At 33.7% G+C, this 16,335-nt stretch carries 13 protein-coding genes and 1 CRISPR repeat array; of the genes, 1 reads left to right on the top strand and 12 read right to left on the bottom strand.

All coding sequences use genetic code 11. The features are described 5' to 3' along the window. Window positions 1–25: 25 nt before the first annotated feature. From urtE to BJL90_RS11270, 7 genes are all read right to left on the bottom strand, one after another. Entirely contained in the window at window positions 26–718 is a 693-nt protein-coding gene (urtE, locus tag BJL90_RS11300; protein ID WP_070967996.1) for an urea ABC transporter ATP-binding subunit UrtE, read from the bottom strand. Between the two features lie 2 nt (window positions 719–720). After that, window positions 721–1,467: an urea ABC transporter ATP-binding protein UrtD gene (gene urtD / locus BJL90_RS11295; protein WP_205684237.1), complete on the bottom strand. Its 747-nt coding sequence runs from the start codon at window positions 1,465–1,467 to the stop codon at window positions 721–723. A 16-nt stretch (window positions 1,468–1,483) separates the two neighbouring features. After that, window positions 1,484–2,575 (bottom strand): urea ABC transporter permease subunit UrtC, encoded by a 1,092-nt coding sequence (urtC, locus tag BJL90_RS11290; protein WP_070967990.1) that lies wholly within the window; start codon window positions 2,573–2,575, stop codon window positions 1,484–1,486. 14 nt (window positions 2,576–2,589) lie between these two features. After that, entirely contained in the window at window positions 2,590–3,498 is a 909-nt protein-coding gene (urtB, locus tag BJL90_RS11285) for an urea ABC transporter permease subunit UrtB (protein ID WP_070967988.1), read from the bottom strand. Window positions 3,499–3,593: 95 nt separating this feature from the next. Beyond that, complete coding sequence (urtA, locus tag BJL90_RS11280) at window positions 3,594–4,844, bottom strand: urea ABC transporter substrate-binding protein (protein WP_070967985.1); 1,251 nt, start codon at window positions 4,842–4,844, stop codon at window positions 3,594–3,596. A gap of 257 nt (window positions 4,845–5,101) precedes the next feature. Further along, complete coding sequence (locus BJL90_RS11275; RefSeq protein ID WP_070967982.1) at window positions 5,102–6,151, bottom strand: response regulator transcription factor; 1,050 nt, start codon at window positions 6,149–6,151, stop codon at window positions 5,102–5,104. Next, window positions 6,144–8,837, bottom strand: a complete 2,694-nt coding sequence (locus BJL90_RS11270) for a response regulator (protein WP_081561961.1) — start codon at window positions 8,835–8,837, stop codon at window positions 6,144–6,146. The genes BJL90_RS11275 and BJL90_RS11270 overlap by 8 nt, the downstream gene beginning before the upstream one ends. A gap of 215 nt (window positions 8,838–9,052) precedes the next feature. Between BJL90_RS11270 and BJL90_RS11265 the strand changes: the two genes are divergently transcribed. Continuing rightward, window positions 9,053–10,135: a response regulator gene (locus BJL90_RS11265; protein WP_236904898.1), complete on the top strand. Its 1,083-nt coding sequence runs from the start codon at window positions 9,053–9,055 to the stop codon at window positions 10,133–10,135. Between the two features lie 70 nt (window positions 10,136–10,205). Here BJL90_RS11265 and BJL90_RS11260 read toward each other — a convergent pair whose 3' ends face one another. The 5 genes from BJL90_RS11260 to cas4 all read right to left on the bottom strand — a co-directional run bounded on the left by BJL90_RS11260 (window position 10,206) and on the right by cas4 (window position 16,335). Further along, a complete protein-coding gene (locus BJL90_RS11260) occupies window positions 10,206–10,676 on the bottom strand; it encodes a 2-thiouracil desulfurase family protein (protein ID WP_070967977.1) in 471 nt (156 codons plus the stop codon). A 20-nt stretch (window positions 10,677–10,696) separates the two neighbouring features. Continuing rightward, window positions 10,697–13,072 (bottom strand): endonuclease MutS2, encoded by a 2,376-nt coding sequence (locus BJL90_RS11255; RefSeq protein ID WP_070967974.1) that lies wholly within the window; start codon window positions 13,070–13,072, stop codon window positions 10,697–10,699. Window positions 13,073–13,256: 184 nt separating this feature from the next. Next, window positions 13,257–14,340: direct repeats of the CRISPR family, unit length 30 nt; unit sequence ATTTAAATACATCCTATGTTGAGGTTCAAT. Window positions 14,341–14,544: 204 nt separating this feature from the next. After that, window positions 14,545–14,835: a CRISPR-associated endonuclease Cas2 gene (gene cas2, locus BJL90_RS11250; protein ID WP_070967972.1), complete on the bottom strand. Its 291-nt coding sequence runs from the start codon at window positions 14,833–14,835 to the stop codon at window positions 14,545–14,547. Next, window positions 14,836–15,834, bottom strand: a complete 999-nt coding sequence (gene cas1b, locus BJL90_RS11245) for a type I-B CRISPR-associated endonuclease Cas1b (protein ID WP_070967969.1) — start codon at window positions 15,832–15,834, stop codon at window positions 14,836–14,838. It lies immediately after the preceding gene. A gap of 9 nt (window positions 15,835–15,843) precedes the next feature. Continuing rightward, window positions 15,844–16,335, bottom strand: a complete 492-nt coding sequence (gene cas4 / locus BJL90_RS11240) for a CRISPR-associated protein Cas4 (RefSeq protein WP_070967966.1) — start codon at window positions 16,333–16,335, stop codon at window positions 15,844–15,846.

The raw sequence follows: 16,335 nt of genomic DNA, 5'->3' as shown, positions 1-16,335 counted from the left end.
CTTTATATCTTTTAGCCCTTCCATCTTAAATCATCATTTTACTTTGTATCTCCTTTGGATCAGCCTCTTTAATATTACCCTCCATAACAATTTTTCCTTTATCCATTACAAAGAAATAATCTGCAATACCTAATACAAATTCTAAATATTGCTCTACAATGATAATGGTCATATTTCCTTGCTTTTTTAGCTGTTGAATGACTTTTCCTATGTCCTGAATAATGGAGGGTTGAATTCCCTCTGTAGGCTCATCTAACAAAAGAATTTTTGGCTTTGATATAAGGGCTCTGGCAATTGCAAGTTGTTGCTGCTGGCCACCACTTAAATCTCCGCCTTTTCTCTTTAGCATGGATTTTAAGACAGGAAAAAGTTCATACACATCTTCTTCTAATTCACCTTTATTTTTACTTCGTTCCAAACCTAATAATAAATTTTCATGTATCGTTAATTGAGGAAAGATCTCTCTTCCTTGGGGAACATAGCCAATCCCCTCCATAGCTCTATGATAGGTGGGTACTTTCATCATTTCTTTTTCTTCCAGCAAAATGCTTCCTCGAGGTGTTTTCACAAGACCCATAATACTCTTTAGAAGGGTTGTTTTTCCTACCCCATTTCTTCCTAATATACAAGCAACTTGCCCTTTTTTCACCTTCATATTAATTTGATTGAGGATTCTGCTGCCACCGTAATATGCCTCAAGTTCACTTATATTCAGCATAATTACTCCCCTCCTCTTCCTAAATATACTTCAATGACTTTAGGATTGTTCTGAACCTCCTCCATCTTTCCTTGATCTAGAAGAGCCCCTTCATGAAGAACCGTCACCGTACTGGCACATTCTCTAACAAATTCCATATCATGTTCAACCACCACCACAGAACGTTCCTTTGCAATTTCTTTTAACAATGCCCCTGTTTTTTCTGTTTCTTTCCTTCCCATGCCTGCCACTGGTTCATCTAACAGCATTAATTTTGGCTGCTGTGCCAAAAGCATACCGATTTCTAACCATTGTTTTTCTCCATGGGATAGGGAAATAGGGGTCTCATATCTTTTTTCATACAACCCAATGGTCTGAAGAATATGCAGGATATATTCTGTTTGTTCCTTGGTAAGTTTAGAAAATAAAGAAGCAAAAAGACTTCTTTTTTTAACCACTGCTAATTCCATATTTTCTAAAATAGTAATCCCTGTAAAAACAGATGGAGCTTGAAATTTACGACCAATCCCTAATTCTACGATTTCATGTTCTGATAATTTTGTAAGATCTTTTTGATCTTCGAATAAAATGTTACCTACAAAAGGCTTTACACGACCACATATTACATCTAACAATGTAGTCTTTCCTGCACCATTAGGGCCAATAAAAAAATGAATATCCTGGTTTTTCACTGACGTATTTAGATTGTTTACTGCTTTAAAGCCATCAAAACTCACTGTTAAGTCTTTAATATTAAGTACTGCCTCCATATGATCCACTCCCTTCTTATACCTTTGATCCTGTTGGCTTTGTTTTCATTGTAACCTTCATTTCTCTAGCCTTTTCTTTTATTTGCTTAAATGTTCCCATTAGACCTGCTGGTAAGAAAATCACCACCACTACAAAAGTAATTCCGATAAAATAGGACCATATGGCAGGAAAGTTTTCACTCAGCAAGCTTTTTATTATATTCACTAAAATTGCTCCAAGAACTCCTCCTACAAGGGTTCCCCGACCTCCAATAGCAACCCAGATCACCATTTCAACAGAGGGTACAACCCCCATGTTTTCCGGGGAAATGATTCCAACCTGTGGAACAAATATGGCTCCTGCTAATCCCGCTAATGCTGCTGAAATGCAGTATACAAACACTTTGTAAGTCGTAGGATTATATCCTGAAAACCTGGTCCTATTTTCCCCATCTCGGATAGCAATGAGGATTTTTCCTATTCGCCGTCCAATAATAAATTTGCAGAACAAATAAGAAAGTAAAAGAAGCAGTACTGAAATGTAATATAAATAGAATCGTGTCTCAGGAGAAGTTATTGAAAAGCCTAATATGGTTTTGAAATTTGTAATACCATTGGTTCCACCTGTATATTTTTGTTGCCCTATAAAAAGCACAACGAAAATCATCGAAAGGGCTTGGGTTAAAATTGAAAAATATACCCCTTGTATACGATTTTTAAAGGTTAGAAACCCTACTAGTGCTGCTAAGAGAACAGGAATTAAAATTGCCATAAAAACTGCAAAATAAATAGATTCAAAGGGTTTCCAAAACCAAGGTAATACTGTCTGCCCGCTCCAAGTCATAAAATCCGGAAGTCCTCCTCCACTGGCAGCTAATTTTAAATACATGGCCATACAGTAAGCACCTAGCCCAAAATATACCCCATGCCCGAGACTCAATATTCCTGTATAGCCCCAAATTAAATCAATTCCTAAAGCAAGAATCGCATAAGCAACAAATTTTCCTAACATATTGACACGAAAGTCTGATAGAAATAAGGGTGCTATACCTAAAAGAATAAATACTAGTAAAACCATCCAGTTATTTTTAAAGTAACGCTTCCTAAGCTTCCCAATGCTACAAGTCATGGTCTCACCTCCTATCATTCATCTAATGCACGACTCTTTATGGTGAATAAACCCTTTGGTTTCCACTGTAAAAATAGAATCACGATGCAAAATATTAACACTTTTCCCATAGAAGCATTGGTAAAAAATTCAAAAGTAGTATTGCCTACACCAATCACAGTAGCCCCTGCGATTACCCCTACCATTCGTCCTACCCCACCTAAAACCACCACCATGAAGGTATCTATAATATAATTACTTCCTAAAGTAGGTCCAATAGATCCCAGCAAAGTAAGACCGCACCCTGCAATGCCAGCTAAACCAGAACCTAATGCAAAGGTCATCCCGTCTACTTTTCTGGTATTAATCCCAAGACTTTCTGCCATACTTCTGTTTTGCATCACCGCACGAACTTTTAATCCTCTTTTTGTCTGATATAAGAAGTAATAAGTTCCTACCATACAAGTAAACGCCATCAATAAAATAAAAAGTCTTTTATAAGGAAATTGCAGTCCTGTACTGATTAAAATGCCACCATCTAACCATGTAGGGCTTTTCACATGAACATTAGGAGAGCCAAAAATGCTCCTCGCCAGTTGTTGAAAAAATAGACTTAATCCCCATGTTGCCAATAAACTATCTAAAGGTCTTCCATATAAATGCTTGATAATGGCAATTTCTAAAAGATATCCAATCAAAGCTGTAATCATAAAAGCCCCTATGATTGCAATCACAAAATAATAATTAAAGTACCTGGGATTCACAAATGAGATAAAAATATTTTGAATCACGTAGGTTATATAGGCTCCAATCATAATAAATTCTCCATGAGCCATATTAATTACTTTCATTAAACCAAAGGTAATGGCTAAACCCAGTGCTGCAAGCATCAAAATCGAGCTGACACTAATGCCATTAAAAATTTGTAAAATATATGTGTTCATGCTACCACCTACTTTTGTCTTTTTATTGAATCCAACTATGGTGCTGGTCTATGCAATGTTCTTTCCTTCATTGCATAGACCAGGCACAACAAGTTTTATTGATTTAATGTTGCTGCCCAATCATAAGTTCTAAGATAAGGATCTGGTCGAACTGCTCCTTCTGTACTCCAAATCTCTTCAATAAGACCGTCTTCCCTTACTTCTCCAATCCTTACTGTTTTCCATAAATGTTGATTTTCTTCTTCAATCCTTACTAATCCACCTGGTGCTTGGAATTCCAAACCTTTTGCTGCTTCCTTTACTTGATCTACATCTGTGGAACCTGCTTTTTCCACTGCTTTCGCCCACAAATACACTTGAATATAGGCTGCCTCTATTGGGTCTCCTGTCACTCTAGAAGCTCCATACTTTTCCTTGTAGTTAGCAACAAAGGCTTCATTTTCTGGAGTATCTGTTGTTTGATAATAATTCCATGATACAAAGTGACCTGTCATATTTTCTGCACCGATTCCTCTAATTTCTTCCTCTGCTACACTCACTGACAATGTAGTAAGATCCTTTGAAGTAATTCCTGCATCCCTTAACTGTTTAAAGAAAGCAACATTGCTGTCTCCATTCAGTGTATTAAATACCACATCAGCTCCTGATGCTTGAATCTTATTAATAATAGTACTGTAGTCTGTATGTCCTAGTGGCGTATATTCCTCTTCGATCAATTCACCACCCATGGCTTTTAACTGTTCTTTGATAATGGCATTGGCGGTTCTAGGGAACACATAATCTGATCCTAGTAAAAAGAATTTTTTTCCTTTGTTCTCCAACAACCATTCTACCGCTGGTACAATTTGTTGATTTGGTGCTGCTCCAGTATAAAAAATATTGGGAGAAGATTCCATGCCTTCATATTGAACAGGATACCATAACAATCCATTGTTTTCTTCAAATACTGGAAGCACTGCTTTTCTACTGGCGGATGTCCAACATCCAAAAACCGTTGCTACTTGATCTTGTTGTAAAAGTTTTTGTGCTTTTTCTGCAAAGGTAGGCCAATCGGATGCTCCGTCTTCTATAATTGGTTGAATTTGTTTTCCTAGTACACCACCTGCTGCATTGATTTCCTCAATCGCCATCATTTCAGCATCACGTAAAGATTGTTCACTAATTGCCATTGTTCCACTTAAGGAATGTAAAATCCCTACTTTAATGGTATCTGTATCAGATACGCCAGTTTCACTATCATTATTTTCAACTTCAGATACACTCTGTTGGCTAGAACATGCCATTAATAAAAATGCTACCATCATCATTGCTATGAATCTTATCATAGTTTTCTTTTTTACATTCATATTTCTCCACCCCTTGTGAATTTATCAAATTTTAATCTCCTTTACATTTCATGGCCATGAAGGTTTGGAGTACACAAAAGGCGCTAAAAAATGTATTCATCCTATCTGGATTTCAACATTTTTTAGCGCCTTTGCTAGTAGCATTGACTCATTGATTGAATCAATTTATTATATATATCTTATAATAGAACTTCTAGGAATAAAACATGACAAATCAGTTATTTTCCTATAAAAAACAGAACAATCTGAAAATTTCTTTACAAAATTTTTCTATATTGTGTAGGCGTGTATCCTGTATACTCTTTAAATAAGCGGCAGAAATAATCTGGATTTTGATATCCTAACTTTTCGCTGACTTCATATACTTTATAGGAACTGGTATTTAATAAATACTTTCCATGCTCCATCTTAATCTTTGTAACATAATCATTAAATTTATATCCTATTTTCTGTTTAAAGATCTTGCCTAAATAATCTTTACTAACATGAACTTCTTCTGCAATTTGGTTCAGATGGAGTTCTTCTTCAACATGACCAAGAATATAGGTACAGGTCCGATGAATAATACTCTCTTTTTGATGTAATTCGTATTTTTCTACTAGATGCAACATACTTTCAATATAAGATAAGAATTTTATTTTCATCTGAGGAAAAGACTTTGTACCCATGAATCTTCCTTCCAGGTCCATCCCTTCGACTTTTTGAATCCATGGGTAAGAAGCAACGAATTCTTCCCATAGCTTAAGTAATATATCTTCTAGTATTCTCCCTGTTTTTAGCAAGTCTTTTTCAAAAAATCTCCATATCTCTTCTATTGTCTTTTCTGCTTCTTTTAAAAGTTCCTCATTAGCTGTCATTAATAATTCTTCCATCTTTTTTACTCCATGATGAGGATCATATAAACTTTTCTCTTTTTCCCATTGCCTGCTTTTTTCATCCAGGTATATCTTTGCCCTTTCTAAGGCAGTATCCAGTGTCATATCATCCACAGGCTTCACCACATAATCCAGTGCCCCCAAGCGCATCCCTTCTTGAGCATATAGAAACTCCTGATGGGTGCTTAATAAAATCACTGCTCCTTGAAATTGTTTGTTTTTTAACTCATGTAATAAAGTAAGGCCATCCATTCCTGGCATTTTAATGTCTGTTATAATCAAGTCGAAAGAAAATTCCTTTAATTTCTCCAATGCTTCTTTTCCATGCCGGGCCTCTTCTTTTATTTGAAAATTATATATTTCCCATTTTTTATATCGCTTTAATAAATATCGAATTGCCGCATCATCATCTACTATCAAAACTTCATACATTTTTTTCCCCCTCCAATCCAATCTTTTTTATTAAATAAGCTGCTGCTTTTTCGAATTCATATCGAACAATGAACTTCTTTAGTTCTTGATAAGTAACAAGGCCCCATATTACAATAAAATCTTCTTCGTATAATGTAAAAAATTCTTTCGCTTTTGCCTCTCCTCCTTGCAGTAAATAAAGGAGTTTTTTGATCTTTTGTTTTTCTTCCAAATATTCAGCTTTTTCCTTATTTGTATCCTCTTCTTGGGATATTGATTGAATGATTTTTTCTGCATCCATCATGGTTTCTTTTAAACAACGATGAAATAAAAGAAAAGTAGATTCTATTTGTTTTAGATTTGATTCCTTTATTGCTTTTTCCATATCTTCAACGGTTTCTTTTAATTTCATAGCTCCAATATTTCCTGCTATACCCTTTAGGGTATGAAGCATAAATCTTGCTTTTTCATATCCTTCTGACGTTAATAAATTCTTTACTTTTTCTCCATCCTTCTTATGCTCCTCTATAAACTGCTGAAGAATGTTTTGATAAATTTTCTTTTTACCTCCAAGATTTTGGATCACCTCTTCATAGGAAATTAAACCTTTAGGTTGAGGGAAAACAGAATCTTTTTCTTTTTGTTTTATCTCATTTACTTTTGCATATTTCCTTAAAACATTCCTGAGTTTTTCAGGATTTAAGGGTTTTGTCATATAATGGTTCATCCCTGCTTCCTTTACTGCTGTTGCTACTTCCTCCACTGCATCTGCAGTTAATGCAATAATCGGTAACGTATCTGCATCCACAAATGCCCTAATTCTTTTTGTAGCTTCATATCCATCCATTTCTGGCATACGAACATCCATCAAGACAAGATCATACCTATTGTTACGAACCATTTCAACTGCTTGTCCTCCTCCAGAAGCCGTATCCGTATCAAATCCTAGATGACTTAATACTTCCTTTATCATTTGCCGATTGATCTTATGATCTTCTACTACTAATATTTTTTTATTCATAAATGAATCCATCCATCTTGGTTTTTCTTGTGTTTTATTTTCTTCTATTATTTCATCTGTTACTTGAAATTGAGCTGTAAAATAAAATATAGAACCTTCCCCAAGGATGCTTTCCACTTCCATTTTACCTTTCATCATCTCTACCATTTTTCTACTAATAGCCAATCCCAAGCCGGTTCCCCCATATTTTCTAGAAGTAGAAGCATCTCCTTGGGTAAAGCTTTCAAAAAGATATCTTTTTTGTTCTTCTGATATACCTATTCCCGTATCAGCTATGGAAAATAATAAATAAACTTTATCTCTTTTTTGTTTTTTTACTTTTACTCCGATATGAAGATATCCTTCTTCTGTAAATTTGATGCCATTAGAGAGCAGATTAACCAGTACCTGCTTAAGCCGGGTGGGATCTCCCTTAATATACCGAGGTACTTCCTTTTCTATTTCCTTGTTAAGCTTTAATCCTTTTTGTTGAACTTCAATAGACATCAATTGACAAACATCCTGGATGAGGTCATATAAATCAAAAGATATCATCTCCATGGTTAATCTTCCAGCTTCGATTTTTGAAAAGTCAAGAATATCGTTAATAAGGGCCAATAAGTTCTTAGCGGATATGCCGATCTTGCTAATATATTCTTGTTGTTTTACGCTAAGATCTGTACTTTCTAACAGATATTCATAGCCTATAATGGCATTGAGTGGTGTTCTAATCTCATGGCTCATACTAGCCAAAAACTCACTTTTTGCCCTATTGGCTTTTTCTGCTTCTTCTTTGGCCACTTTCATGGTTTCTTCCGCTTGTTTGCGCTTTAATAGTTCTTCTTGAAAGGATTGGTATAATTGATTAAAGGTTGCTACAAACATTCTCAGTTCTTGCGTTCCTTTAGGCATTAGCCCAAAATCTTTGTTTTCAAAGCTAAACTTTTTTAAATCCTGGGTATAATGCTTGATAGGTAAATTATATTGCTTATGAAATATAGTTAGTAAAATCCCTAAGGCAAAAAAACTGGTCAGTGCCAAAATGATCTGCAAAATAACAGCTCGTTTTGTAAACTGTCGAGCTATTTGTAATTCAGCATCTAATCTTGTATTCATTAATACTTGAAAATTATCAATAGGTTCCATGATTAATTTCTTGTCTTCAGCATATTTTTCATCAAACATAATATCTCTGGCCTTTTCAAATTTTTCTTCTGAGGTAAGATTTTTATCTTCTTCACTTAATTGAAAAGTAGCCACTTCAAAAACCATATCTTTTTCAGAAACGCCTAAAGCTTCTAAGACTAATCGCATAGATCTTCTTTCTGTTTCCACCAATGCATCAGAATTTCTTTTTGCTTTAGCTAAAAGCTCCGCCTCTTCTTGCGGTGAATTCAATTCCTGGAGTTGGGAAATCACATGATCTCTGGTCTTTTTCACATTAATCTCTTCCCAATATTGATTAAGATGAATGATATCCTTCACCACTGCAAATTTCCTTGCTTCATCTGTCAAATAATCTGATGCATTGGCAAGATCAAGTCCTAACTGTTTAAATTGACTTTTTCTCATTTCTGCCATCTGCTCTGCTTTAATATTACTATCCATATAATAAATACTACCTAAGATTAATGCTACAATGAAAAAAAACAATGTTAATGAAATCTTTGTTATCGTTGATTGTTTAATTCCTGATTTTAAAATCATATGATCCCCCCCCATGTCACATCCGTGTCTGACTATTATTTTTTCACTTTTCACTCTATTCAAATAATTTAAATAATGAAAATCATATCATATCCAAAGATTAATGTAAAATATTTTTTAAACAATGATTCTTGTCTTGCTATAAGATTTGAAATATAATAAATTTATCACAAAATTCCATCAATATCAAACAACAAATGAGAGGGATGATAAAAATGCATCTGACAAAGGCAGAAATTATGGTTGTAGATGACACACCAGAACATATTGAACTTTTAGCTTCTATTCTTCATGATGAAAATTTTAAAGTCAGAATTGCCACCAATGGTCATACTGCCTTAGAGCTATTAAAACAACATCATCCCGATCTGATCCTGTTAGATGTTTATATGCCTGAAATGGATGGTTTTGAACTATGTAAAAACATTAAAAACAATCCTGCACTTGGTCATATCCCAATCATTTTTATCACTGCTAGTAATGATGAAGAAAGTATAAAAAAGGGATTTGAACTAAAAGCACAAGATTATGTGGTGAAACCCTTTAACGTCTCTGAATTATTGGCACGAATTCATACACATTTAAAACTAAAATTTCAGACTCAAGCTTTGCAAGAAGCTTATCAAGAATTAGATCAGTTTTGTCATTCTGTTTCTCATGATTTAAAGGCACCTTTACAGACAATTGGTAAGTTGATTGAACATTTTATCAGTGACTATGGTGATAACTTAGATAATGAAAAAAATGAACTGATTGATCATATCAGTAAAAAATCTACAGAAGTGGTTAACATGATAGATCGCTTGTTAGAATTTTCTAGGATGTCCAAAATAGAAATGAATAAAGAAAAAGTAGATCTGACCCAAGTATTTCATAAAATCTATCAGGAATTAATAAGATTGCAACCAAATAGAAATGTAGTGTTTCATGTGAAGCCTTTACCTATTATTGATGGTGATCCCATCCTGCTTCGGTTATTGATCTTAAACATTTTATCCAACGCACTGAAGTTTACTTGCTATCAAGAAGTTGGAAAAGTTGAAGTTAGTTGCTCTGAGGAAACTAGTGCGTATATTATTGCTACAAAAGATAATGGGAAAGGCTTTGATATGACCTATGTAAACCAACTCTTTGATGTATTCCAGAGGCTCCATTCTCAAGAAGAATTTGAAGGATCTGGCGTTGGCCTTTCTATCATTCAAAGAATTGTCAAAAGGCATGGTGGAAAAGCTTGGATTACTGGAAAAATCAATGAAGGAGCTACTCTATTTTTTAGCATACCTAAAAACAATCCGTAATCTTACAATAAAAATCAAAATAAAAATGGCGGATATAAGCGCTTAAACTATATCCGCCATTTTTAATAGATTAGTTATCTAGGTTTTCTATCTCTGTAATACTCTCTAAAAAATTTTCTTCCGTATACACCTTGATATTTTTTCTTTTCAAAAGAGCAGCTGTCACCCCATCACCTTCTGTTAATGTTCCAGTAAAGGAACCATCATAAATCTTACCACTGCCACAAGAGGGACTTCTTGCCTTTAAGATAGCAGTAGTTACTCCATTTTCTTCAGCTAATTTTAGTGTCTCTTCAGCACCTTTTATAAAAGCCTCTGTAACATCTTGCCCATCAGTATTCATTACTCTACCCTTCTTTTCCAGTACCTCCCGCCCTTGAATTTCTGCCGGTGGTCTTGGAGTGGTTAGCTCTCCCAGCTCTTCAGGGCAAACTGGAAAAATGTTTTTTTCACTTAGAAGTTTAATAAGTTCTAAGTTTTTATTGTTTGTACCATCATATCTACAATTTACACCTAAAAGACAAGCACTTACCAAAATCATATTCTCACCTACCTACTTTTCTACTTTAATTCTACAATGGTGACACCTGCACCACCTTCTCCATATTTCCCGTCTCGCTGACTTTTTACATGCTTATGCTTTTTCAGCATTTGCTTAATACCAGCCTTTAATACTCCTGTACCTATCCCATGAATAATTGTTACTTCTGTCAATCCTGCTAGATACACATCATCTAAATATTTATCTACTTCCACAAAGGATTCTTCTAAGTTTTTTCCCCGAATATCTAACTCACTTTTAGCATTAGTAGCCTTACTCTTTACGATTTTACCTAATCCACTGGTTTTTGATTGTTTTTTATCATTTACACTCTCTAGGTTAGAAACGTGGATATTCATTTTCATAATACCTATTTGGATAAAAACCTCTCCATTTTCGTTGGCTGGTTCAATCACATGACCCACCTGATTTAAAGATAGCACCTTTACTGGATCTCCTGCCTTCAGATTTTCAGGAGGTTTTCTGCTGGTTTTTGTAAAGAGTTTTTCTTCAAAGCCTTCAGATAAATTACCTAACTGGTTGTCCATATGAGCTTTTGCTTCTTGGATTTTTCTATTGATTTCTTTTTCTTCTAGCTCCGCTTTTAGCTTTCTTAGATTTTCTACAACTTCTTCTGCTTCCTGCTTTGCTTCTTTAACAATTTTATAGGCTTCTTTTTTTGCCTCTTTAAGAATTTTTTCCCGTTGTTGTTCTAGTTTATCTTTCTTTTCTAAATAATTATCTAATGTGGCTTCTGCCTGTAGCCTTAGGCTTGCAGCAATGTTTCTTTCCTTTTCTGCTTCTACCCTATTTTTCTCAATATTTTGCAGCAAATCCTCAAACTCAATATTTTCCTTGGTTAACAGGGTCTTTGCCTCTTCGATTAGCTGAGAGGATAAGCCAAGTTTCTTAGAAATCTCAAAGGCATTTGACTTTCCAGGAACACCTATTAATAGCTTATAGGTAGGTCTTAGTGTCTCTACATCAAATTCTACTGATGCATTTTCCACCTGATCCTTCAACAATGCATATTGTTTAAGTTCGCTATAGTGGGTGGTGGCTATCACAGAAGTCCTTAGGCTTTTTAAATAATTTAAAACTGCCATTGCTAAGGCAGCACCTTCTGTTGGATCGGTGCCTGCTCCCAGCTCGTCCAATAGCACTAAAGAATTGGGTGTAACTTCTTCCAAGATCTTTACAATATTGGTCATGTGGGAGGAAAAAGTACTTAAGCTCTGCTCGATGCTTTGTTCATCGCCTATATCCGCATAGATATGATCATAAACTGCTAATTTTGTTCCATAGTCCGCTGGCACATGCAATCCACTCTGAGCCATCATGCTTAGAAGTCCTACTGTTTTCAATGTCACTGTCTTGCCGCCTGTGTTTGGACCAGTGATCACCAATAGATGAAATTCTTCTCCCAGCCAGATATTTGTTGGAACGACTTCACTAGGATTTAGTAATGGATGTCTGCCATTTTTGATGATTACTTTACCCTCTTGATTTAAAACAGGTTCGATGGCCTTCATGGATAAAGATAACTTCCCTTTTGCAAAAATAAAATCCAGTTCCTGTAATACGCTTTGGTTGCCCTTTATTTCTTCTCCTCTTTCAGCAATCATCGCAGAAATTTCCATCAAAATTCTTTCGATTTCTTTCTTTTCTTTGATTTTTAATTCCTTAAGCTGATTGTTTAACTCTACCACAGCCATAGGTTCAATAAACACTGTGGCACCACTGGAGGATTGATCGTGCACTAGCCCAGGAAAGTGACTTCTATATTCCTGTTTTACAGGCACCACAAATCTATCTTGTCTAATGGTGACAATAGCATCCTGCAGATACTTTTGATAGGAAGCAGAATTAATAATACTATTTAATTTATTTCTAATAGCATCGTTTTTGGAAGCGATCATTCTTCGAATATTTCTTAATTCTGAAGAAGCATGATCAGATATCTCAGTTTCACTTAGCACACATACTTCAATTTTTTCTTCTATTTCTCTGACAGTATTCAGGCTTTGTATTAAGCCTTGAATGATAGGGTATTCTACCTCTTGTCTATCATCTTCTTTTAAAAATTGCTTTAGTTTTCGAGCAACAGCTAATGTATCTCTTAGATATAAAAGCTGCCCTGGGTCCAGATAAGAACCAATCTCTGTTCTACGAACAAGATGAAGAATATCATGGATACCCCCAAGTGGAACATTTCCTCTTTTTATCAATATACTTTGAGCCTCGCTGGTCTCCTTCTGTAGTTGTTGTATTTTTTCAAGTTGATTGAAGGGTTTTAAGTTTTTTACTAAATCCTTACCCAATGAGGATGTACACCCCTCAACCAATTTTTCAATGATTTTTGTATATTCTAATACTCTTAAGCTTTTTTCGTTCATTTGTCTTCACCTCTTGAAGCATCTTTTTATTTGCTTATTTCCGATAATTATATTATATACTTTTCTATTGTATCAGATTATAAAATTAATTTAAAACCCTAAAATCCACTATTCGTGTTTTACATAGTGAGGAAAATTATGCCTTTCAACTAATACTAAAAAGAATGTAAAATTTCTATTATCATAAATAATACATCTTATGTTGAGGTTCAATCAAATTTCATTAGAAGTTCTAGAAAAACAAGGATATTTAAATACATCTTATGTTGAGGTTTAATTGCATGATGCTTAAAGCCTTCTTCGTGAAGAAACTGATTTAAATACATCCTATGTTGAGGTTCAATAAGTTAAAGTTAACATTAACATAATCATTAAAATTGATTTAAATACATCCTATGTTGAGGTTCAATGTAATGTAATTTGGTATAAAATTGTACCAAAAGTATATTTAAATACATCCTATGTTGAGGTTCAATTATGAAAAGGAGGAGTTTTAAAATGAAAAAATTGCAATTTAAATACATCCTATGTTGAGGTTCAATTATGAAAAGGAGGAGTTTTAAAATGAAAAAATTGCAATTTAAATACATCCTATGTTGAGGTTCAATTGATTCAGAAATGTTTTTTTACAGAAAAAAATATGGATTTAAATACATCCTATGTTGAGGTTCAATGCCTAGATACACCAACTTTTTTCCCCAATTCCTCTATTTAAATACATCCTATGTTGAGGTTCAATCAGCAGCTGTGGATCTGTTATGCTGCAACTTGATTAATTTAAATACATCCTATGTTGAGGTTCAATTTTGATCGTGGGAATAGTAATAAAATTTTCTTTTAGTTATTTAAATACATCCTATGTTGAGGTTCAATCCTGCTTCCTTGTAATTGTAGCTAGTCAATCCTATATATTTAAATACATCCTATGTTGAGGTTCAATATTTTGATGAAATCTTAGAAATGCTAGAAGATTATAATTTAAATACATCCTATGTTGAGGTTCAATTATTCCTTTAAGCACTTTATACAGGTGGCTAAATCAATTTAAATACATCCTATGTTGAGGTTCAATTACATATCCTTAATTTCGTCAGTGGCGTGTGCCATCATTTAAATACATCCTATGTTGAGGTTCAATATATTGGATTTTTCTATATTGGAGATTTTTTATTAATTTAAATACATCCTATGTTGAGGTTCAATATGGGAAGAACTAGAAAGAAAAGGTTTTGTTCTTCATTTAAATACATCCTATGTTGAGGTTCAATCATTGCAAGCAACTCATTCCAATCTTTTGATTTTTCGTCATAATCAAGCTAAATCAATAGTATAATAAATTTTTTACCAAGTCAATTTATTAAGAATATGAATTTTATACAAATACATCTATAACGATTTAAAACAGTGAATTAAATGCTATGAAATAAAAATGTTGCCTGGTAAAAGTACAAATACCATTTTTTTGAAATTTCTTATAATATGAGATCTTCCCCTGTATCATTTTGCTTGTTGCCTAATATTTCTTCTCCATATACATTGTTATTCATCAACTTTATGATACATACAAAATCCTCAGATTCATCTATTACTCTATTCAGTTCCTCTTTCAATAACATCAACTTCGATGGTGTTATATCCCCTCTGAAAACAGATTTTTGAAAGTGAGATAAATATTTTTTACATACTTTAAATACTTTATTGACTCGCTTAACATTGACATCATAAAAAAGAAAAGCATAATTGTAATTATAATTTTTTTTCATTTACATTTTCTCCTTTATATCAAAAGGTTTAAACTCTACATCCTCCAGTATAAACTTTATAAGCTTATAACAATCTAACTTTATCGCTGTCTTATAACTTACTTTCCTTTTAAGCTTCTGATGAAGAAATACACTCTCCAGTCTTTCCTCAAAAGCAGTGATAAATATTTTTCTCCCTTCTTCATTTAATAAGCAGTAGTTAACCTTTTTATCAAAATGCTTGCTTACTTGTATTTTCTTATTATTTACCAGATCAAAAATGGTTTTAAAGACCAGTACCGGTTTGAAAGTTTCACTTATATCTAAACTAAGAGAAAATCTACCCTCCGAAGGTGCATGTAAAAAACTGATTCTTTGGTCTAAATGAGTATTGTATATAGCTGTTATTGTTTTTGTATATAGTAATGAGTTTCCAAAGGACACCAAAGCATTGATTGGATTATCTGGAGGTCTTTTTACTCTTCTACTCATAACAAAATCTTCTAAAAGTATATGTTTGAATTCTCCATAGAATCTTTGCCATAGCTCTCCTTCTACCTGCATAATCTGTTGAATATTTTTAGATTTTTCCAAATTTCCTTGCATATCTTTTCTTATCCAATCAATAGTCCCTTTTACCTCTTTTTTATTGTGTTTATAATAATGATATAGAACCTCATACATGTTGTCCCCAATAGCCTTCACAATGCTCTTTGCTATAATTAATCTTTTCGTATGATAAGCTTCTACTTGTTTTATAAGAATTTTTCCACTATTGTACTGTTGTTTTGGATAAAAGGTACCACTATATCCCTCATAGTAATTAAAAAAGTGAATTACTACATTGTTTTGGGAAAGAAAATCCAATAACTTACTATTGATGCTCACTTCTGACATACAGTAAATTTCCTTTGTATTTTCTACAGGTATATAGACATTTTTATTATCCTTCCTAAAGCATAAGGAATTATCCTTTCTTGTTAATTCTCCCATAGACGTTATATATCTCGTACTTCCCATAGTCCCCTCCTATATATAACAGTATTCAAAGTATGAACACTTCTTGCATTTTGGTTTATTAATTACCTGTGGTGCTTCTTCCTCGATCAATAGCTTTTGAATATTCTTTGTTATCTCCTCTAATTCCGCTAATTTTTTGTCATCTAATTCTACAATAACGATGCTTTTACTCTTGTTTTTTTCAGTAAACTCTAATTTTCCTTTTCTCTCTATCCCCTTTTCTCTCAATATCTTTAAATAAAATAATGTTTGCCACTTAGTAGCCTCTATGTCAGCATCAGACTTTTTTACTTCCGTTAGATACTCTTGCGTAAGCTTGTCTATTTTTATATTGTCAATGCTTATCTCTGTAGACTTATTTTTTTCTTTTTTTATTTCATGAATAGCTTTGCCGATCCTTACATCCTCACTGTTATCCTCCAAGTTAATTCTATTTCCATGTAGCCAACACTGCCTTTTACAATGAAAATAATAATTCACCAACGTACCATTTACTCTCAT

The organism is Clostridium formicaceticum, assembly GCF_001854185.1.
Taxonomy (GTDB): domain Bacteria; phylum Bacillota; class Clostridia; order Peptostreptococcales; family Natronincolaceae; genus Andreesenella; species Andreesenella formicacetica.
The sequence above is the reverse complement of the archived record's forward strand: the minus strand, read 5'-3'. Positions and strand labels throughout refer to the sequence as shown.